Source organism: Streptomyces mobaraensis (assembly GCF_020099395.1).
Lineage (GTDB): Bacteria > Actinomycetota > Actinomycetes > Streptomycetales > Streptomycetaceae > Streptomyces.
Genome location: NZ_CP083590.1, coordinates 1,228,742 through 1,247,348, shown reverse-complemented (window position 1 = coordinate 1,247,348; position 18,607 = coordinate 1,228,742). Strand labels below are relative to the sequence as shown.

The window sequence follows — 18,607 nt, the reverse complement described above, 5'->3', positions numbered from 1 at the left end:
CGTGGTGCCCGTGCGCCCGCGGCGCCACCATGGGTGCCGGCCGCGTCAGAGCCGACGCGCCGCCGTCTACCGAGGAGCGCCCGTGGACTTCGACGTCGTCGTGGAGATCCCGCAAGGCAGCCGCAACAAGTACGAGATGGACCACCGGCTCGGGCGCATCCGGCTGGACCGGCTGCTCTTCACGTCCACCCGGTACCCCGCCGACTACGGCTATGTGGACGGCACCCTGGGCGCCGACGGGCAGCCGCTGGACGCCCTCGTCCTGGCCGGGGACCCCACGTTCCCCGGGGTGGTGGTCCGCTGCCGGGCGATCGGCATGTTCCGGATGCGGGACGAACAGGGCGAGGACGACAAGGTGCTCTGCGTGCCGGCCGCCGACCCCCGCCACGAGCACCTGCGCGACCTGCGCCACCTCCCCGAGTACGACCGGCTGGAGATCCAGCACTTCTTCGAGGTCTACAAGGAACTGGAACCGGGCAAGTCCGTCGACAACGCCTGCTGGGCCGACCGCGCGGCGGCCGAGGCGGAGATCCTCGCCTCCCGCGCCCGTGCCGGGAACACGTCGGAGGGGCCGACCCGGTAGCGGTCACGGCTCGCGCCGCCGGTCGCTCCGGACCATCGGACCACCAAACCACCGACCCACCGAACGACCGGCGGTCGAAGCCCCCTTCCCCGCACCGCTCCCCACGCCAATCCGACCGGTCGGTATTCAGAGCTGACGCAGCAGCGCCTCGACACCCCCGTCGACGTCGAGGCACCCGGCCTCGCCGCCCACCGGCACCAGCGCGTACGAGCGTGCCAGGAACCCGCGCAGTTCGGCGGTGTCGATCTGCACCATGGCCACGCCCTCCGGCGCGTGGAACTCCAGGACCGTCCGCTCCGGCCCGCACGGCCAGACCCGGACGTCGCCGCCGCCCGACGGGGACAGCAATCCGCCGGCCAGCAGTTCGCGCGCGAACGCCCACTCGACCTCGGCGCCGTCGAGCGAGGCGGCCGGCGGGAAGGAGATGCGCACCGCGAAGGGATCGGCGCGCCGGTACCGGAGCTGGGCGGGGACGGAACGGGTCTGCGGGGAGGACGCGATGAGTCGGGCCTGGACGGCCTGGTCGATGACGGTGGGCAACGCCTTCTCCCTTGCGGTTGGTTGGTCTTCCCGATGGTGGGGGCCGTGGCACTCCGCAGGGTGAGACGGCGGATCGCGGGACTCAGTGCTTGATTCGAGCGTGAGATGCGTCACGACCCTTGAATGAACAGGGCATTTCACGCCTCTGCCTACGAATACCTACGAAGGCAAGCACTTCCGCCAAGAGTGAGGGTTCACGCGTAACAGGCTTCCGTTGCCTGGCGTCCCTGCCGTCGCAGTGGTCACGGCGGCGGCCGCGAAGCGGACAACCGAACGGCGAAAAAGGCGAATTGGCCCCTGTGTCCCTGTGTCCCTGTGTTCCTGTCCCCCCCCGCGGCTCCCGGCTCAGGACGGGGGCCGCTGCTCCCGGTACGCCTCCAGCGCCGGCGCGGTCTTCGTCGGGACGAACTCGGTGATCGTGTACTCGCACACCCCCGCCACCGAGAAGGGATCGCTCCGCGTGATCTCCTCCATCTTCGCCCGGTCCTCGCCGACCGCGAGGATGACCCCGCCGTCCCGGGGCACCTTGCGCCCGGAGGCGAGGAACACCCCCGACGCGTAGTGCGCGTCCAGCCAGGCGAGGTGTTCGGCGTGCGCGGCTTCCACGCGGTCGAGCGGCGCGATGTAGGTCAGCTCCAGTACGAACATGATCACAGGCTACGGCCCGGGCGGCCGTCCCGTACGGTGTCCTCGCCATGAACCACACGACTGATGACCCGACCGGTGAACCGCCCCCCGGCTGGCCCACCACCGAAGCGGAGGCGCTCGCCGTCCAGGACGCGCTCCGGGACCGCGTGGTGCTCGACGAACCCGGCCCCGTGCCCGGCGCCGAACTGACCGCCGTGGGCGTCGACGTCGCGTACGACGACGAGCGCGACCTCGTCGCCGCCGCGGCCGTCGCCCTCGACACCCGCACCCTGCGCGTCGTGGCGGAGGCCACGGCCGTCGGCCGGGTGGCGTTCCCCTACGTCCCCGGGCTGCTCGCCTTCCGCGAGATACCGACGGTCCTGGCGGCGCTCGGCCGGTTGCCCGCCACCCCCGACCTCGTCGTCTGCGACGGCTACGGCCTCGCCCACCCGCGCCGCTTCGGCCTCGCCGCGCACCTGGGCGTACTGACGGGACTGCCGACGATCGGGGTCGCGAAGAACCCGTTCACCTTCCGCCACGCGCCGCCCGGACCGGCCCGCGGCGACACGGCGCCCCTGCTGGACGGGGACGAGGAGGTCGGCCGCGCGCTGCGCACCCGGGAGGGCGTCAAACCGGTGTACGTCTCCGTCGGCCACCGCGTGAACCTGGACCGCGCCTGCGCCCACACCCTCGGCCTGGCCCGCACCTACCGCCTCCCCGAGACGACCCGCGCGGCGGACGCGCTGTGCCGGCGGGCGCTGGCGGAGGCGCGCTGAGGGGCGAGCGCCGAGGGACGGGCGCCGAGGGCGAAACGGAGGAACGGCGTTCCGGTTGTCAGTGGCGGCTGAGAGCCTGGGGCCGTGCTGACCGACGGACTGCCGGCGGGCGGACGCGAGACCTGTGGGAGCCGGCCGCGTGGACGCCTGCCGCCGCCTGGGTAGGCAGGCCCCAGCAGGCCGCCCGCCCCGCCCGGCCCCGGCAGGCCGCCCCGACCACCCGGAGGACCCCGTGCGACCGACCACCGTACGACCGACCGGATTCATCCCGCCCCTCTGCACCCCCCTCACCCTCGAAGGTGCCGTCGACACCGGCTCGCTGCGCCGGCTCGTCGAGCACGTGCTGGACGGCGGCGCCTCGGCACTGTTCGCGCTCGGCACCTGCGGCGAGGCCGTCTTCCTCACCGACGAGCAGCGCCGTACCGTCGTGCGGACCACCGTCGAGGCGGCCGGCGGACGCGTCCCCGTCCTCGCCGGCGTCATCGACACGACCACCCCGCGCGTGCTGGAGCGCGCGCGGGAGGCGGCCGGCCTGGGCGCCGACGCCCTCGTGGCCACCGCGCCGTTCTACACGGACACCCACCCGGCCGAGACCGCCGACCACTTCCGCCGCGTCCGCGCCGAGACGGGCCTGCCCCTGCTCGCCTACGACATCCCCTCCCGCGTCCACACCAAGCTGCCGCCCGCCGTCCTCCTGGACCTCGCCGAGGACCGCACCCTCGTCGGCCTCAAGGACAGCAGCGGCGACCTCGACACCCTGCGCCACCTCCTGGTGGCCCTCCGCCGCCGCGGCCTGGACCGCCACTTCACCGTCCTCACCGGCTCCGAACTCACCGCCGACGCCGCCCTCCTGATCGGCGCCGACGGCGTCGTCGCCGGCCTCGGCAACGTCGACCCGGCCGCCTACACCCGCCTCCACACCCACGCCAGAGCCGGCCGCTGGCCGGAAGCGGTCGCCGAACAGAACCGCCTCACCACCCTCCAGACCCTGATCCGCGCGGGCGACACGACGGACATGAGCGGCACGGCGGCGGCCGTGGGGGCCTTCAAGGCGGCGCTCGAACTCCTCGGAGTGATCACCTGCCGGGCCACGGCAGCACCGCTGCGGCCGCTGCCGGAGGACGCGGTGCGGGAGGTGGAACGCCTGCTGAAGGACGGCGGACTGCTGTGAACGGGCGCTCCCGCCCGGCGCGGCCAGCCCTGTGAACGGGGGCGGCGGGAGTGCGGCGGCGTCAGCCCCTAGCGTGGACGTGAACGATCACCGCCACCCACCGCCGCCACCCACCACCGGAGCCCCCATGCCGTCCGCGCCCCGCAGCACCCGCAGCACCCGCGCCAGGATCCGCGAGTTCGCCCTCTCCCTCCCCGAGGCCGTCGAGGAGTTCCCCTGGGACGAGAGTGCCGTCGTCAAGGTCAACAAGAAGATCTTCGTCTTCCTGGGCGCCGAGGGCGCGGAGGCGCCCGGGATCAGCGTCAAGCTGCGGGACGAGGAGGCGCACGGCCATGCCCTCGCCGTGCCCGGTGCCGCGCCCTCGGGGTACGGGCTGGGGCGGTCCGGCTGGGTGTCCGTGCCGCTCGCCGGCGGGGGTGCGCCCGTGGAGCTGCTCTGCGACTGGGTGGAGGAGAGCTACCGCACCATCGCGCCGAAGCGGTTGGTGGCGCGGCTCGACGGGTGACGTACGGGCTCCCGATCGCCCCCGTCAAGTGGCGTCCGGCGCCCGGGGCTTGTGGAGAGTGGAACACGTTCTTAACATCACGAGTGTTACAGCGGTCTTGTCATAGAGATTCGTCCTGGAGAGTCCGTCGGAGAGACGTCGTCGGCAGGGGCGACGGTCACGGGGAGCGAGCCGGATGGCAGATGCAGCGGGTGGGCCGCTCGCCGGGGTGCGGGTCGTCGAGCTGGCCGGGATCGGGCCCGGGCCGTTCGCGGGGATGCTGCTGGGGGACCTGGGGGCCGATGTGGTCCGGGTCGACCGGCCGGGAGGACCCGGGCTGGGCATCGATCCGCGGCGGGACGTCACCCACCGCAACAAGCGCTCCGTGACCGTCGATCTGAAGGCGGACGGCGGGGTGGAGGCCGTGCTCGACCTCGTCGGGCGGGCCGACGTGCTGCTGGAGGGGTACCGGCCCGGGGTCGCCGAGCGGCTCGGCGTCGGGCCCGGGCCGTGCCTCGCGCGCAACCCCCGGCTGGTGTACGGGCGGATGACCGGATGGGGGCAGGACGGGCCGCTCGCACGGGCCGCCGGGCACGACATCGGGTACATCGCCGTCACCGGCGCGCTCGGGCTGACCGGGCCGGCCGGCGGGCCGCCGTACCCGCCCGCCAACCTGCTCGGCGACTACGCCGGCGGCTCGCTGTACCTCGTCGTCGGCGTCCTCTCCGCGCTGCTGCACGCCCGCGCCACCGGCACCGGGCAGGTCGTCGACGCCGCCATCGTCGACGGCACCGCCCACCTGACCGCCATGCTCCACGGCATGCTCGCCGCCGGCGCCTGGCAGGACCGGCGCGGCGGCAACCTGCTCGACGGCGGCGCGCCCTTCTACGGCGTCTACGAGACGTCCGACGGCGGGCACATGGCCGTCGGGGCGCTCGAACCGCGGTTCTACGGTGAGTTCGTACGGTTGCTGGGGATCGAGGGCGCGGAGGCCGCCGGGCGGGACGATCCGGGACGGTGGGGGGAGTTGCGGGACCTCGTCGCCGAGCGGTTCCGGGGGCGTACCCGGGCCGAGTGGACGGCGGTGTTCGAAGGGACGGACGCCTGCGTCGCGCCCGTCCTCTCGCTGCGCGAGGCCCCCGGGCACCCGCACCTCGCCGCCCGCGGCACCTTCGCCGACCGCGACGGCGTCGTCCAGCCCGCCCCCGCGCCCCGCTTCTCCGCCACCCCCGGCTCCCTCCGCCGGCCGCCCGCGCCGCCCGGCGCGCACACCGAGGAGGTCGCCCGCGACTGGGACGTTCCCGGACTTCTACAGACCGGACTTCTACAGAAGGGGCCGCAGTGATGCGAGCGATGGAGCGCCGGCTTTTCGACGACCGGCACGACGCCTTCCGGGCCACCGTCCGGACCTTCCTCGACCGGGAGGTCGCGCCGCACTACGAGCGGTGGGAGGAGGACGGCGTGGTCTCCCGCGACGTCTGGCGGGCGGCCGGCAAGCAGGGGCTGCTCGGGCTCGCCGTGCCCGAGGAGTACGGCGGCGGGGGCACCCCGGACTTCCGGTTCGGCGTCGTCCTCGCCGAGGAGTTCGCCCGCGCGGGCGTGGCCGGGTTCGCCGCCGGGCTGCACAACGACATCATCGGGCCGTACCTCACCGGCCTCGCCACCGAGGAGCAGAAGCGGCGCTGGCTGCCCGGCTTCTGCAGTGGCGAGATCGTCACCGCCATCGCCATGACCGAGCCCGGGGCCGGCTCCGACCTGCAGGGGATCCGTACGACGGCCGTGGACGCGGGCGACCACTGGCTGCTCAACGGCTCCAAGACGTTCATCTCCAACGGGATCCTCGCCGACCTGGTGATCGTCGTGGCCCGGACCACCCCCGAGGGCGGGGCCAGGGGGCTCAGCCTGCTCGTCGTCGAGCGCGGCATGGAAGGGTTCGAGCGCGGCCGGAACCTCGCCAAGATCGGGCAGAAGGCGCAGGACACCGCCGAACTCTTCTTCGACGACGTCCGCGTCCCCAAGGAGAACCTGCTCGGAGACCTGCACGGCGCGTTCGGCCACCTCATGGCCAACCTCCCGCAGGAGCGGCTGCAGATCGCCGTCTCCGCCGCGGCCGTCGCCGAACACCTCGTGGAGATCACCACGCGGTACGTCAAGGAGCGCGAGGCGTTCGGCCGGCCGCTCGCCCGGTTCCAGCACATCCGCTTCGAGCTCGCGGAGATGGCCACCGAGTGCGCCGTCACCCGGGCCTTCGTCGACCGCTGCGTGGCGGAGCACACCGACGGGCGGCTGGATGCCGAGCACGCCTCGATGGCCAAGTGGTGGGCGACCGAGCTGCAGAAGCGCGTCGCCGACCGGTGCCTCCAACTGCACGGCGGGTACGGCTATATGGCCGAGTACCCGGTCGCCCGGGCCTTCACCGACGGCCGGATCCAGACGATCTACGGCGGCACGACCGAGATCATGAAGGAGATCATCGGCCGTTCGCTGCTGGCCTGACCGTCCCCACCCCTCCCACGCACCCAGGAAGGTTGCCGAACTTGAGCACCGAAGCGTACGTCTACGACGCCATCCGCACCCCCAGGGGCCGCGGCAAGGCGAACGGCTCCCTGCACGGCACCAAGCCCATCGACCTCGTCGTCGGACTCCTCCACGAGCTGCGGCGCCGCTTCCCGGACCTCGACCCGGCCGCGATCGACGACATCGTGCTCGGCGTGGTCAGCCCGGTCGGCGAGCAGGGCTCGGACATCGCGCGGATCGCCGCCGTCGCCGCGGGGCTGCCCGAGACCGTCGCCGGCGTCCAGCAGAACCGCTTCTGTGCCTCCGGCCTCGAAGCCGTCAACACGGCCGCCGCAAAGGTACGTTCGGGGTGGGAGGACCTGGTCCTCGCGGGCGGCGTCGAGTCCATGTCCCGGGTGCCCATGGCCTCCGACGGCGGTGCCTGGTTCGGCGACCCGATGACCAACTTCGCCACCGGCTTCGTCCCCCAGGGCGTCAGCGCCGACCTCATCGCCACCCTCGGCGGCTACACCCGCCACGACGTCGACGCCTTCGCCGCCCGCTCCCAGGAGAACGCCGCCCGGGCCTGGAAGGAGGGCCGCTTCGACCGCTCCGTCGTCCCGGTTCGCGACCGCAACGGTCTCGTCGTCCTCGACCGCGACGAGCACCTGCGCCCCGGCACCACCCCCGAGACCCTCGCCAAGCTCAAGCCGTCCTTCGCCGGCATCGGCGAGGCGGCCGGCTTCGACGCCGTGGCCCTGGCCAAGTACCACTGGGTGGAGCGGATCGACCACGTCCACCACGCCGGCAACTCCTCCGGCATCGTCGACGGCGCCGCCCTCGTCGCCATCGGCAACGAGCGGACCGGCGAGCGCTACGGACTCACCCCACGCGCCCGGATCGTCTCCGCCGCCGTCTCCGGCTCCGAGCCGACCATCATGCTCACCGGCCCCGCGCCCGCCTGCCGCAAGGCCCTGGCCAAAGCCGGGCTGACCATCGACGACATCGACCTCGTCGAGATGAACGAGGCGTTCGCCGCCGTCGTGCTGCGCTTCGCCGACGACATGGGCATCGGCCTGGAGAAGATCAACGTCAACGGCGGGGCCATCGCCCTCGGCCACCCGCTCGGCGCCACCGGGGCGATGCTCCTGGGCACGGTCGTCGACGAACTGGAGCGGCAGGGCAAGCGGTACGGGCTGGTCACGCTGTGCGTGGGCGGGGGGATGGGCGTCGCCACCGTCGTCGAGCGCCTCTGACGCGGCCGATCCCGACCCTCCCGATCGCCCGGCCGCCGACGGCAAGCCGCACCCGCCGCCCAGACTTCCAGGAGACCACCACCATGAGCACCACCAGCCCCGCCGAGACCATCCGCTGGGAACAGGACGCCGACGGCATCGTCACCCTCGTCCTCGACGACCCGAATCAGTCCGCCAACACCATGAACCGGAACTTCCAGTCCTCCCTCACGGCGGTCGCCGACCGCCTGGAGGCCGAGCGGGAGTCCGTCCGCGGTGTGATCTTCACTTCCGCGAAGAAGACCTTCTTCGCCGGTGGTGACCTCCGCGAGCTCATCGCGCTCCGGCCGGAGGACGCGGAGACCGCGTTCCGGGCCACCCAGGAGCTCAAGCGCGACCTGCGCCGCATCGAGACCCTCGGCGTCCCGGTCGTCGCCGCCCTCAACGGCGCGGCGCTCGGCGGGGGGTACGAGATCGCCCTCGCCTGCCACCACCGGATCGCCCTCGACGCGCCCGGCGCGAAGTTCGGACTGCCGGAGGTCACCCTCGGCCTGCTGCCCGGCGGCGGTGGCGTCACCCGTACCGTACGCCTCCTGGGCATCGCCGACGCGCTGCTGAAGGTCCTCGTCCAGGGCACCCAGTACAGCCCCCGGCGGGCGCTGGAGGCCGGACTCGTCCACGAGGTCGTCGACAGCCCCGACGAACTCCTCGCCAAGGCACGGGAGTTCGTCCTCACCCATCCCGAGTCGCGGCAGCCCTGGGACACCGACGGCTACAAGATGCCCGGCGGGACGCCGTCCCACCCGGCCCTCGCCGCCAATCTGCCCGCCTTCCCGGCGACGCTCGTCAAGCAGACGTCGGGCGCCCCCTACCCGGCCCCCCGCAACATCCTCGCCGCGGCCGTCGAGGGGGCCCAGGTCGACTTCGAGACCGCCTCGACCATCGAGTCCCGGTACTTCGTGGACCTGGCCACCGGGCAGACGAGCAAGAACATGATCCAGGCGTTCTTCTTCGACCTCCAGGCGGTCAACGCCGGCCGCAGCCGGCCCGCCGGGCCGGAGCAGCGGAAGGTCCGCAAGGCCGCCGTCCTGGGCGCCGGGATGATGGGCGCCGGCATCGCCTACGCCTGCGCCCGCGCCGGCATCGACGTCGTCCTCAAGGACGTCTCGCTCGACAACGCCCGCAAGGGCAAGGAGTACTCGGCCGGGCTGCTCGCCAAGGCCCTGGCCAAGGGACGGACGACGGAGGAGCGGCGGGACGCGCTGCTCGCCCGCATCACCCCCACCGCCGACCCGGCCGACCTGGCCGGCTGCGACGCCGTCATCGAGGCCGTCTTCGAGGACCCGGCCCTGAAGCACAAGGTGTTCCAGGAGATCCAGCACGTCGTCGCCCCCGACGCCCTGCTCTGCTCCAACACCTCGACCCTGCCCATCACCCTGCTCGCCGAGGGCGTCGAGCGGCCCGCCGACTTCGTCGGGCTGCACTTCTTCTCGCCCGTCGACAAAATGCCGCTCATCGAGATCATCAAGGGCGAGCGCACCGGCGACGAGGCCCTGGCCCGCGCCTTCGACCTGGTGCGGCAGCTCCGGAAGACGCCCATCGTCGTCAACGACTCGCGCGGCTTCTTCACCTCGCGCGTCATCGGCCGGTTCATCTCCGAGGGCGTCGCCATGATCGGCGAGGGCGTCCCCGCCGCCACCGTGGAACAGGCCGCCGCTCAGGCCGGCTACCCCGCCAAGGTGCTCTCCCTGATGGACGAGCTCACCCTCACCCTGCCCCGCCGCATCCGCGAGGAGGCCCGCCGCGCCACCGAGGCGGCCGGCGGCACCTGGACCCCGCACCCGGCGGACGCCGTCATCGACCGGATGATCGACGAGTTCGGCCGCACCGGCCGCGCGGGCGGCGCCGGCTTCTACGATTACGAGGACGGCCGCCGGACGGGCCTGTGGCCGGGCCTGGCCGAGCACTTCGGCAAGGTCAAGGAGACCAGGCCGGCCGACATCTCCCTGACGGAACTCCAGGAGCGGATGCTGTTCGCCGAGGCGCTGGACACCGTCCGCTGCCTGGAGGAGGGCGTCCTCACCTCGGTCGCCGACGCCAACATCGGCTCCCTCCTCGGCATCGGCTTCCCCGGCTGGACCGGCGGCGCCCTCCAGTACATCAACGGCTACCCCGGCGGCCCGGCCGGCTTCACCGCTCGCGCCCGCGAGCTCCAGGCGGCGTACGGCGACCGCTTCGCGCCGTCACCGCTGCTGCTGGAGAAGGCGGAGCGGGGGGAGTTCTTCAAGGACTGACGGGGAGCCGCGGAGGGCCGGCGCTCCGACGCCGTCCGGGCGGGCCGTCAAGGCGGCCCGCTCCGGGTGCCGTCGGCCGGGCTTCCTATGCTGTGCGGTGGCCGTGCTCCTCGACGGGCGACCATGGTCAACCACGGACGACGCCGAACGGCCATCCCGGACGGTCACGGACGACAGGAGTCACCATGCGCGCCGCACATCTGCCCATGAGCGTCTGGTGGGTCGCCGTCGCCGTCGGAGTGGTCGCGGACCTGGTGTTCTGGCTGCCCCTCAGACCACCGGGCAAGGCCAGACTGAAGGCCGGCGTGTCCGCGGTGACGGGGCTGGCCTTCGTCGTCGGGGCCGGTGTCGTGGGCGGTTACCCGCCGCAGGCCATGGTGCCGGGCTGTGCCGCGCTCCTGCTCCTGGCGCCGCTGTCGGTCGTCGGGCACCGGACGGTGATCAAGCAGTTCGCTCTGGAGTACGTGGAGTCCGGCCGGGTCGCGGCCGGCGCCAAGGTGCCGGTGGCGCTGATGGCGCAGGTGGTCGTGGTGCTGCTGGCCGCGGCCGGTGCCGCCGTATGGCTCGTCGAGGACGCGGCCCGCTCCGTCTGAGGCGAGGGGCGCCGGCCGGCCTGTCCGAGCCGTGGGGCGCCGGCCGGCTGCCGGGCCGCGTCCGCCGGGTTCGCCGGGCCGCGTCCGCCGGGCCGCGCTGCGTCCGCCAGCCCCGCCGGGTTCGCGGGACGGACCGCGACGCACCCGGACGCACCCGGGCCCCGGACGCCCCCGGACGCCGCCCGGCCCCCACGGGACCACCGGGCGGCGTCCACGGAGTGCCGTCCACGGAGCGCCGTCAGCGCGCCATGGCCCCCTTGATCGCGTCCTTCGTGCGGTCCACCAGGGACGCGATCGGGCCCACGCTCCACTGGGCGGCCGTGGAACCGGCCGCCACCGGGTGCGGGTGGGTGGGGGCGACCTTCTCGGCGGCGCGGAGCATGGTGCCCATGCGCTTGAGCTGGGCTTCGTCGCGGCCCGCCCGCAGTGTGGGGAACTCCTCGCGCTCCTCGTGCTCGGCGTGTTCCACCACGGCCTTCTCGAACTCGCGCAGCCGCGCGTCGAATTCCGGGCTGTCGACGTCCATCTTCTCCAGCCGGGCGAGGACCTTGTTGGCCTCCGCCTCCTCCGCGTTGCGGGCGTCCGCCTCCTTCTTGCCGGCGGTGTCGCGGGCCACGGGCCGGACGACCATCTCCTCCGCCGTCTCGTGGACGGCCAGCAGCGCCCTCAGCTCGTCGAACGCCTGCTTCTTGTGCTCCCCGTCCGCCGCCTTGACGTCGGCGAAGAGCTCCCGGATGCGGGCGTGCTGCGCCAGCAGGACGGCCACGACGTCGCCTTCGGGCAGCCGGGCGGCCTGCTCCCGGTCGGACTTCGCACCACTCATGAGGTTGCCTCCCTGTCGTTCTCGGGCGCGGATCGTGCACCGGAAGAACGTCGGCGGAACGACGCCCGTGCTCCGCGATCACGTGACTCGCGGATGTCCGGACACGCCACGGGGAAACGTCGGACCCCCGGATTTCCACCCTAGGGGGCGCACGGGCGGGCGGCACGGCGGGCCCGTCGGCCCCGGTCGTCGGCCCGGTCGTCAGCGCTGGTCGTCAGCCCTGTCCGCCCGTCCCGTACGTCCGGCGCAGCTCCTCCCGCAGCGCCCGCTGGAACGCGGTGACCAGCGCCTGCACCACCAGCGGCTGCATGTGCGCCGACAACGACTTCATCGCCTCCACCTCCGCCGGGTCCGTCTCCCGGGCCTCGTACGGACCCCACACCTCCTCGTGGAACAGCCGGGTCAGCTCGTGCGCGGTGGCCCGGGCGTGGTCGAGCAGGACCGTGCGCGCGGCGAGGACCGTGCCCAGCGTCGCGGGAACGGCCAGCAGCTGGGTGCCCAGGGCGAGGAGACCGGGATCGACGCGGAAGCGGGCCGCCTCCCCGGCCTCCCCGGCCTCCCCGGCCTCCCCGGCCTCCCCGGGGCCCGGGCGGCGCTCCAGGACGTCCATGGCGGCGAGCTTGGCGATGTCGTCCTCGGTCAGCGGGCGGCCCGTCCGGCGCTCCAGCTCGGCGTGGGTGATCTCCTCGGTGCGGTCCGGGACCCAGGAGGCCACCACCGCCCGGTGGATGGCCAGGTCGTGGGCGCTGAGGTCGTCCGGCAGCCGGCCCAGATAGCGCTCGATGGCGGCGAGCGTGAGCCCCTGGTGCTGCAACTCCTCGATCAGCGCCAGACGGGAGAGGTGGCCGGGGCCGTAGTGGCCCACGCGGCGGGGGCCGAGCGCGGGAGGCGGGAGCAGGCCGCGCGTGCTGTAGAAGCGGATGGTGCGGACGGTCACCCCGGCGCGGGCGGCCAGTTCGTCGATGGTGAGGAGCTCCGGCTCCCCCGTCTCCGTCGCCATGCCCTGCGCCTCGCTCCCCGGCTCACGGACCTCACCGGCCGCGCCAGCCGCTCCCGTACCCATGCCTCATGCCTCGCGCGTCCGGCGGACGCGGCAGTGCAACAGTAGGGGTGTCTCACCAGCACTGTAAGAGCGGACGGCCGATCACCGGCCCGGAGAGGGCGGTCCGGCCGCCTGGTCGCGCCGCCGGGGCCGGGGCCGGTCACCGCGCCACACCGGCCCGGATCCGCTCGGATCCGGGCCGGTGTGGCGTGCCGTGCGGTGCGGGTCAGTGCCCGTGCGTCCGGAGTGCCTCCTGGATCTTCTGCCAGGACGCGGGCCGCGCCGGCTTCTTCGCGGCGAGCGACGCACCGCCCTTACGAGCCTGAGCCTTCGCCCCGGCCTTCGCCGGCAGGCCGATCCCCGCCTTGGCCGCCTCCGCCGCGCTCGGCTTGGACGTGGTGAACAGCCAGGTGTCGAAGAGCGGCTTCAGCTTCTTGCCGGAGACCTGCTCGGCGTGGGCCACGAAGTCCTGCACGGACCCGTTGCCGTACCGGTTCTTCGCCGTCCAGCCCCGGAGCGTCTCGAAGAAGACCTTGTCCCCGACCGTGTTGCGCAGCGCCTGGAGGGCGATGGCCCCGCGCTGGTAGACGGCACCGTCGAACTGCTTGTCCGCGCCCGGGTCACCGGGCTTGACCGTCCAGAACTTGTCGTCCGCCGGGGACTGCGCGTAGGTGTAGTCGGCGAGCTGCTGAGCCGTGCCCTCGCCCTCCTTCTCCGACCACAGCCACTGCGCGTAGGTGGCGAAGCCCTCGTTGACCCAGATGTCCCGCCAGTTCTTCACCGAGACGCTGTCGCCGAACCACTGGTGGGCCAGCTCGTGCACGATGAGCGAGACGTTCGCGCCGTTGGCGAACGGCGCCGGGCTGTAGAACGGCCGGGTCTGCGTCTCCAGGGCGAACCGGGTGGGCACGTTGGGCACGTAGCCGCCGACGGCCGTGAACGGGTACGGGCCGAAGACGGTGCTCTCCCAGTCGATGACCTCGGCGCTCCGCTCGACGCTCGCCTTCGCCGGCTCCAGGTTGTCGCCCAGGTCCTTGCTGTAGGCGTTGATCACGGGCAGGCCGTTGGCCGTGGTGTCCGTGGTGATCTCGAACTTGCCGACGGCCAGCGTGGTGAGGTAGCTCGCCTGCGGCTTGGTGGAGCGCCAGTTCCAGCGCGTCCAGCCGAGCTTGGAGGTCTTCGAGGCGAGGACGCCGTTGCTGATCGCCTGTACGTCGTCGGGGACGGACACCGAGATGTCGTACGTGGCCTTGTCGCGCGGGTGGTCGTTGCTCGGGAACCACCAGGCGGCCGACTCCGGCTCCTGCGCGGCGATCCCGCCGTCCGGCGTGCGCTGCCAGGAGGACGAGCCGTTCACCTTCACCGCGGACGGGGTGCCGCTGTACCGGACGACGACGGTGATCTGCTTGCCCTCGGGGAGGGAGGCGGCCGGAGTGATCTCCAGCTCGTGGGTGCCCGTCTTCCTGAACGCGGCCTTCTTGCCGTTGACCAGGACGTCGCTGACGTCCAGCAGCAGATCGAGGTTGAAGCGGGACAGCGCCTGCGTCGTGGTGGCGGTGATGGTCGCGGTGCCCTCCAGCCGGTCGTTCTTCGGCTGGTACTTGAGCCTCAGGTCGTAGTGGGAGACGTCGTAGCCGCCGTTGCCGGCGTCCGGGTAGTAGGAGTCTCCGATGCCCGGCGCGCCCGGCGTGCCGTCGGCCGCCGACGCGGGGACCGCGAGCAGCAGGAAGGCGGCAGCGGCGGCGGCGCTCGGAACGAGGAGTCTGTGACGCACGAGACACTCCAACTCGTAGGGGGCGGAAGATCGATCGCAGCCTATGCACTCACCTGCGGGGTGGGAATGTCCATGACGAATCCAGACATACGACTGACATCCGGCCGTCATGAGCGGAGCGGCGCACTCCACCTCGCCGTACCGACTCGACGATACGTCATATCGCCTTTGTGGCATGGGAGTTGGCTGGGTTAGCGTCCGTCCGTGAAGAACACCATGCGTCACATGCGCAACAGAAGTCTCTTGAAACGAACGGTTCCCGCCGCCGCCACCGCGCTCCTGGCCGCTCTGGTCGCGGCACCGGCGCCGGCGCAGGCCGCGTCCTCCGGCCGGAGCGGCGAGGAGAGCACTCCGGTCTACTCCTATGACCGGGCCGTCCGGGAGACCGTCTACGTGGAGACGGGGAAGGACAGCGACGGCGACGGGCGCACCGACCGGGTGGCCGTGGACATCATCCGGCCCCGGGAAGCGGCCGAGCAGGGCCGCAAGGTCCCCGTGATCATGAACGCCAGCCCGTACTTCCAGAGCATCGGCCGGGGCCCCGAGAGCCAGGTCAAGACCTACGACGAGCAGGGCAAGCCCCTTCAGTTCCCGCTCTACTACGACAACTACTTCGTCCCGCGCGGCTATGCCGTGGCCCTGGTCGACCAGCCGGGGACCAACCGCTCCGACGGTTGCTCGGACGCGGGCGGCCCCTCGGACATCGCGGCGGCCAAGTCGGTCGTCGACTGGTTCAACGGCCGGGCGCGGGGCTACACCTCGCGCACCGGGGACGGCGGCACCGACGCCGGCTGGACCACCGGCTCCGTCGGCCTGATCGGCAAGAGCTACGACGGCTCGATCGCCAACGGCCTGGCCGCCACCGGCGTCGACGGCCTGAAGACCGTCGTCCCCATCTCCGGGCCCAGCTCCTGGTACGACTACTACTTCTACAAAGGCGCCTCCACCAACTCCACCGAGGGCATCGCCGGGCACGCGCGGTACGTCGAGACCGACGAGGTGAAGGCCCGTTGCAAGGCGATGGACCGGGCGCTGGTCGAGGGCTCGCCGCGCGACGGCAACTGGACCGGCATGTGGCAGGACCGCGACTACGTCCGCGGCGCCGACAAGGTCCGTGCCAGCGTCTTCGCCGTCCACGGCCTCCAGGACCTCAACGTCCGTACCCAGCACCTCAACCGGTGGTGGGACGCCCTGGCCGAGAACGGCGTCGAGCGCAAGATCTGGCTCTCGACGGCGGCGCACACCGACCCGTTCGAGTTCCGCCGCCAGGAGTGGGTGACCACGCTCCACCGGTGGTTCGACCACTACCTGATGGGCTACGACAACGGCGTCGAGCGCGAGCCGATGGCCGACGTCGAGCGGGCCCCCGGCCAGTGGACCACCGACCCGGTCTGGCCGCCGAGCGGCACCGGCCGCGCCACCGTGCGCCCGGCCGCCGGGCCGGTCGCGGGGGTGGGAACGCTGGGGACCGAGCCCGCGAAGGCCGGTGCCACGGCCGAGTTCACCGACGACCCCGCCCTCGGCGAGCTCGACTGGGCGGCGGACGCCGACCGGCCGACCCCGGCCAAGGCGGCGTTCACCACCAGGCCGCTCCACCGCGATCTCCGGCTGTCCGGACACGGCTCGGTGACCCTGAAGGTCACCCCGACCACGAACTCGGCGACGCTCTCGGCCGTCCTCGTCGACCTCGGCCCGGACACCATCCGGGACTACAAGAACGGCGGCGGCGTCTCGGTCCTCCCGGAGAAGGAGTGCTTCGGCAGCGGCACCGCCGGGGACACCGGCTGCTTCAAGAAGGCCGTCCCCGCCACCAAGAAGGTCGAACAGACCGTCTTCAGCCGCGGCTGGGCCGACCTCGGCCACTACGCGGGCTTCCCCCGGCGGGAGATCACGCCCGGCAAGCAGTACGACATCACCCTCGACCTCGGCACGGCCGACCACGTCGTCCCGGCCGGCCACCGGCTGGCCCTGATCGTGGCCGGTACGGACAAGCCGTACATCGACGCCCCGGCGTCCACGCCGAAGCTGACCGTGGACCTCGCCGGCAGCGCGGCGGACCTGCCCGTGGTCGGCGGCTACCGGACCTTCGCGCGCGCCACGGGCGACGACCGGACCTGAGACGACGGTACGCGGGGCGGCCCCCGCCTCCCGGAGGCCGTCCCGCACCCCTTCTGCACCGCGGTCGACGCGCGTACGCTCCCGCCCGTGCCGAAACCCACGCGGAACACCCGCATATCCTGGACCACTTCCGTCCTCGCGGCCCTGGTGGCGCTGCTGGCCGTCCTCGCCGTACCACCGGGCGCGGCCCAGGCCGCGCCCCCCGGCAGACACGCCGGCGAGAGCAGACCCGTCTACTCCTACGACCGCGCGGTGCGCGAGTCCGTCTGGGTCGAGGCGCCCACCCGCGCCGGCGGCACGGACCGGGTCGCCGTGGACATCATCCGGCCGCGCGAGGCCGCCGAGAAGGGCGTCCGCGTTCCCGTGATCATGGACGCCAGCCCGTACTACTCCTGCTGCGGACGCGGCAACGAGAGCCAGAAGAAGACGTACGACGCCCAGGGGAAGCCCGTCCAGTTCCCCCTCTTCTACGACAACTACTTCGTCCCGCGCGGCTACGCCGTCGTGCTCGTCGACCTCGCCGGAACGAACCGCTCCGACGGCTGCGTCGACATCGGTGGGCGCTCGGACGTCCAGTCCGCCAAGGCCGTCGTCGACTGGCTCAACGGCCGGGCCCGCGCGTACGGTTCGCGTACCGGGAACGCGCCGGTGAACGCGGACTGGACCACCGGCGCCGTCGGCATGATCGGCAAGAGCTACGACGGCACGATCGCCAACGGCGTCGCCGCCACCGGTGTCCAGGGCCTCAAGACGATCGTCCCCATCGGCGCCATCAGCTCCTGGTACGACTACTACTTCGCCAAGGGCGCCGCGCTGTTCGGCAGCGGCCCCGACGGCCTCGCCTCGCGCGTGGAGAGCGCCGAGGCGCGCGCCCGCTGCCAGGACGTCCAGCGGAAACTCGTCGAGGGCGCGCCCCGCAACGGCGACTGGACGCCGCTGTGGAGCGAGCGCGACTACGTCCGCGACGCGGGCAAGGTGCGTGCCAGCGTCCTCGCCGTGCACGGCATGCAGGACCTCAACGTCCGCACCAAGCACCTCGGCCAGTGGTGGGACGCGCTTGCCGCGCACGGCGTCGAACGGAAGATCTGGCTTTCGCAGACCGGGCACGTCGACCCGTTCGACTTCCGGCGCGACGCCTGGGTGCGCACGCTGCACCGCTGGTTCGACCACTACCTGATGGGCTACGACAACGGCGTCGAGCGCGAGCCGATGGCCGACGTCGAGCGGGCGCCCGACCAGTGGACCACCGACCGCGTCTGGCCGCCCGCCGGCACCCGGGCCACCACGCTGCGCCCGGCGGCGGGATCCGCGCAGGGTCCGGGCAGCCTCGGCCTGGACCCCGCGCGACCGGGCAGCACCGCCGAGTTCACCGACGACCCCGCGCTCGGCGAGAACGACTGGGCGGCGGCGATCGACCGGAGCACCCCGTCCAAGGCCGGCTTCGTCACCCGCCCGCTCGCCCGTGACCTGCGGCTCTCCGGCTCCTCCACGGTCCGGCTGCGGGTGACCCCGTCCACCGCGTCCGCCCACCTCTCGGCCGTCCTCGTCGACCTCGGCCCGGCCGCCATCCGCGACTACGCCGACGACGCCGAGGGCATCACCACCCTCGCCGACCGCACCTGCTGGGGCGCCGGCACCCCCGGCGACACCGGCTGCTTCCAGCGGACCGAGGCCAAGACGGCCCGGGTCGACCACACGGTCTTCAGCCGCGGCTGGGCCGACCTCGGCCACTGGGGGAACGGCAAGCGCACCCGGGCCGTCGCCCCCGGCACCCCCTACACCATCACCCTGGACCTCGCCGCGACCGACCACGTCGTCCCGGCCGGCCACCGGCTGGCGCTGATCGTCGCGGGCACCGACCGCGGCCTCATCGAACCGGCCTCCACCACCCCGCGGTTGACCCTCGACCTGGCCTCGACCTCGGCCAGCCTGCCGCTGGTCGGCGGCTACGCGGCGTTCGCCCGCGCCACCAAGGGCGGCGTCCGGCCCCCGGCCGCGCCGGCCCACCCGTACGGGCTGGGGGCGCCACGGCTGACGCGACTGCCCTGACC

Annotated in this window: 16 protein-coding genes; 11 read left to right on the top strand and 5 right to left on the bottom strand. The window is 73.1% G+C overall.

What is annotated here, in order from left to right:
• The first annotated feature begins 82 nt into the window (after positions 1-82).
• On the top strand, positions 83-583 hold the full coding sequence (locus K7I03_RS05165; RefSeq protein WP_185943422.1) for an inorganic diphosphatase: 501 nt from the start codon (positions 83-85) through the stop codon (positions 581-583).
• 126 nt (positions 584-709) lie between these two features.
• Here the strand turns inward: K7I03_RS05165 and K7I03_RS05160 are convergent, their stop codons facing one another.
• Together K7I03_RS05160 and K7I03_RS05155 are read right to left on the bottom strand one after the other, a co-directional pair.
• A complete protein-coding gene (locus tag K7I03_RS05160; RefSeq protein WP_185943421.1) occupies positions 710-1,123 on the bottom strand; it encodes a spore wall synthesis regulator SsgD in 414 nt (137 codons plus the stop codon).
• A gap of 345 nt (positions 1,124-1,468) precedes the next feature.
• The gene (locus K7I03_RS05155) at positions 1,469-1,771 is read right to left on the bottom strand and encodes a YciI family protein (RefSeq protein ID WP_185943420.1); all 303 of its coding nucleotides are present in this window, start codon (positions 1,769-1,771) and stop codon (positions 1,469-1,471) included.
• Between the two features lie 47 nt (positions 1,772-1,818).
• Here K7I03_RS05155 and K7I03_RS05150 point away from each other — a divergent pair, with 47 nt between their 5' ends.
• From K7I03_RS05150 to K7I03_RS05115, 8 genes are all read left to right on the top strand, one after another.
• On the top strand, positions 1,819-2,526 hold the full coding sequence (locus tag K7I03_RS05150) for an endonuclease V (RefSeq protein WP_185943419.1): 708 nt from the start codon (positions 1,819-1,821) through the stop codon (positions 2,524-2,526).
• 232 nt (positions 2,527-2,758) lie between these two features.
• A complete protein-coding gene (locus K7I03_RS05145) occupies positions 2,759-3,697 on the top strand; it encodes a dihydrodipicolinate synthase family protein (protein WP_185943418.1) in 939 nt (312 codons plus the stop codon).
• 127 nt (positions 3,698-3,824) lie between these two features.
• Positions 3,825-4,202: an MmcQ/YjbR family DNA-binding protein gene (locus K7I03_RS05140; protein WP_185943417.1), complete on the top strand. Its 378-nt coding sequence runs from the start codon at positions 3,825-3,827 to the stop codon at positions 4,200-4,202.
• A gap of 175 nt (positions 4,203-4,377) precedes the next feature.
• Positions 4,378-5,526 carry a CaiB/BaiF CoA transferase family protein gene (locus K7I03_RS05135; RefSeq protein ID WP_185943416.1) on the top strand — a complete coding sequence of 383 codons (1,149 nt, stop codon included), beginning with the start codon at positions 4,378-4,380 and terminating at the stop codon, positions 5,524-5,526.
• 8 nt (positions 5,527-5,534) lie between these two features.
• Positions 5,535-6,677, top strand: coding sequence for an acyl-CoA dehydrogenase family protein (locus K7I03_RS05130; protein ID WP_185943585.1), 1,143 nt, complete (start codon positions 5,535-5,537; stop codon positions 6,675-6,677).
• Between the two features lie 41 nt (positions 6,678-6,718).
• Positions 6,719-7,933 (top strand): acetyl-CoA C-acetyltransferase, encoded by a 1,215-nt coding sequence (locus tag K7I03_RS05125; RefSeq protein WP_185943415.1) that lies wholly within the window; start codon positions 6,719-6,721, stop codon positions 7,931-7,933.
• A gap of 83 nt (positions 7,934-8,016) precedes the next feature.
• Positions 8,017-10,206, top strand: a complete 2,190-nt coding sequence (locus K7I03_RS05120; protein ID WP_185943414.1) for a 3-hydroxyacyl-CoA dehydrogenase NAD-binding domain-containing protein — start codon at positions 8,017-8,019, stop codon at positions 10,204-10,206.
• Between the two features lie 185 nt (positions 10,207-10,391).
• Complete coding sequence (locus K7I03_RS05115; RefSeq protein WP_185943413.1) at positions 10,392-10,799, top strand: hypothetical protein; 408 nt, start codon at positions 10,392-10,394, stop codon at positions 10,797-10,799.
• Positions 10,800-11,037: 238 nt separating this feature from the next.
• On the opposite strand, the gene K7I03_RS05110 is transcribed toward K7I03_RS05115, so the two are convergent.
• The 3 genes from K7I03_RS05110 to K7I03_RS05100 all read right to left on the bottom strand — a co-directional run bounded on the left by K7I03_RS05110 (position 11,038) and on the right by K7I03_RS05100 (position 14,438).
• Positions 11,038-11,622: a hemerythrin domain-containing protein gene (locus K7I03_RS05110; RefSeq protein ID WP_185943412.1), complete on the bottom strand. Its 585-nt coding sequence runs from the start codon at positions 11,620-11,622 to the stop codon at positions 11,038-11,040.
• A gap of 214 nt (positions 11,623-11,836) precedes the next feature.
• Positions 11,837-12,622, bottom strand: coding sequence for a MerR family transcriptional regulator (locus K7I03_RS05105; RefSeq protein WP_185943411.1), 786 nt, complete (start codon positions 12,620-12,622; stop codon positions 11,837-11,839).
• Positions 12,623-12,890: 268 nt separating this feature from the next.
• Entirely contained in the window at positions 12,891-14,438 is a 1,548-nt protein-coding gene (locus tag K7I03_RS05100) for a M1 family metallopeptidase (RefSeq protein ID WP_185943410.1), read from the bottom strand.
• 225 nt (positions 14,439-14,663) lie between these two features.
• On the opposite strand from K7I03_RS05100, the gene K7I03_RS05095 reads away from it, so the two are divergent.
• Together K7I03_RS05095 and K7I03_RS05090 are read left to right on the top strand one after the other, a co-directional pair.
• Positions 14,664-16,556: a Xaa-Pro dipeptidyl-peptidase gene (locus tag K7I03_RS05095; protein WP_185943409.1), complete on the top strand. Its 1,893-nt coding sequence runs from the start codon at positions 14,664-14,666 to the stop codon at positions 16,554-16,556.
• An 87-nt stretch (positions 16,557-16,643) separates the two neighbouring features.
• Positions 16,644-18,605 carry a Xaa-Pro dipeptidyl-peptidase gene (locus K7I03_RS05090; RefSeq protein ID WP_224346895.1) on the top strand — a complete coding sequence of 654 codons (1,962 nt, stop codon included), beginning with the start codon at positions 16,644-16,646 and terminating at the stop codon, positions 18,603-18,605.
• The last annotated feature ends 2 nt before the right edge of the window (positions 18,606-18,607 follow it).

Coding starts and splice junctions, on each gene's coding strand:
- K7I03_RS05155 (WP_185943420.1), bottom strand. CDS start 1,771: ATGTTCGTACTGGAGCTGACCTACATCGCGCCGCTCGACCGCGTGGAA.
- K7I03_RS05150 (WP_185943419.1), top strand. CDS start 1,819: ATGAACCACACGACTGATGACCCGACCGGTGAACCGCCCCCCGGCTGG.
- K7I03_RS05140 (WP_185943417.1), top strand. CDS start 3,825: ATGCCGTCCGCGCCCCGCAGCACCCGCAGCACCCGCGCCAGGATCCGC.
- K7I03_RS05135 (WP_185943416.1), top strand. CDS start 4,378: ATGGCAGATGCAGCGGGTGGGCCGCTCGCCGGGGTGCGGGTCGTCGAG.
- K7I03_RS05130 (WP_185943585.1), top strand. CDS start 5,535: ATGGAGCGCCGGCTTTTCGACGACCGGCACGACGCCTTCCGGGCCACC.
- K7I03_RS05120 (WP_185943414.1), top strand. CDS start 8,017: ATGAGCACCACCAGCCCCGCCGAGACCATCCGCTGGGAACAGGACGCC.
- K7I03_RS05115 (WP_185943413.1), top strand. CDS start 10,392: ATGCGCGCCGCACATCTGCCCATGAGCGTCTGGTGGGTCGCCGTCGCC.
- K7I03_RS05110 (WP_185943412.1), bottom strand. CDS start 11,622: ATGAGTGGTGCGAAGTCCGACCGGGAGCAGGCCGCCCGGCTGCCCGAA.
- K7I03_RS05105 (WP_185943411.1), bottom strand. CDS start 12,622: ATGGCGACGGAGACGGGGGAGCCGGAGCTCCTCACCATCGACGAACTG.
- K7I03_RS05095 (WP_185943409.1), top strand. CDS start 14,664: ATGCGCAACAGAAGTCTCTTGAAACGAACGGTTCCCGCCGCCGCCACC.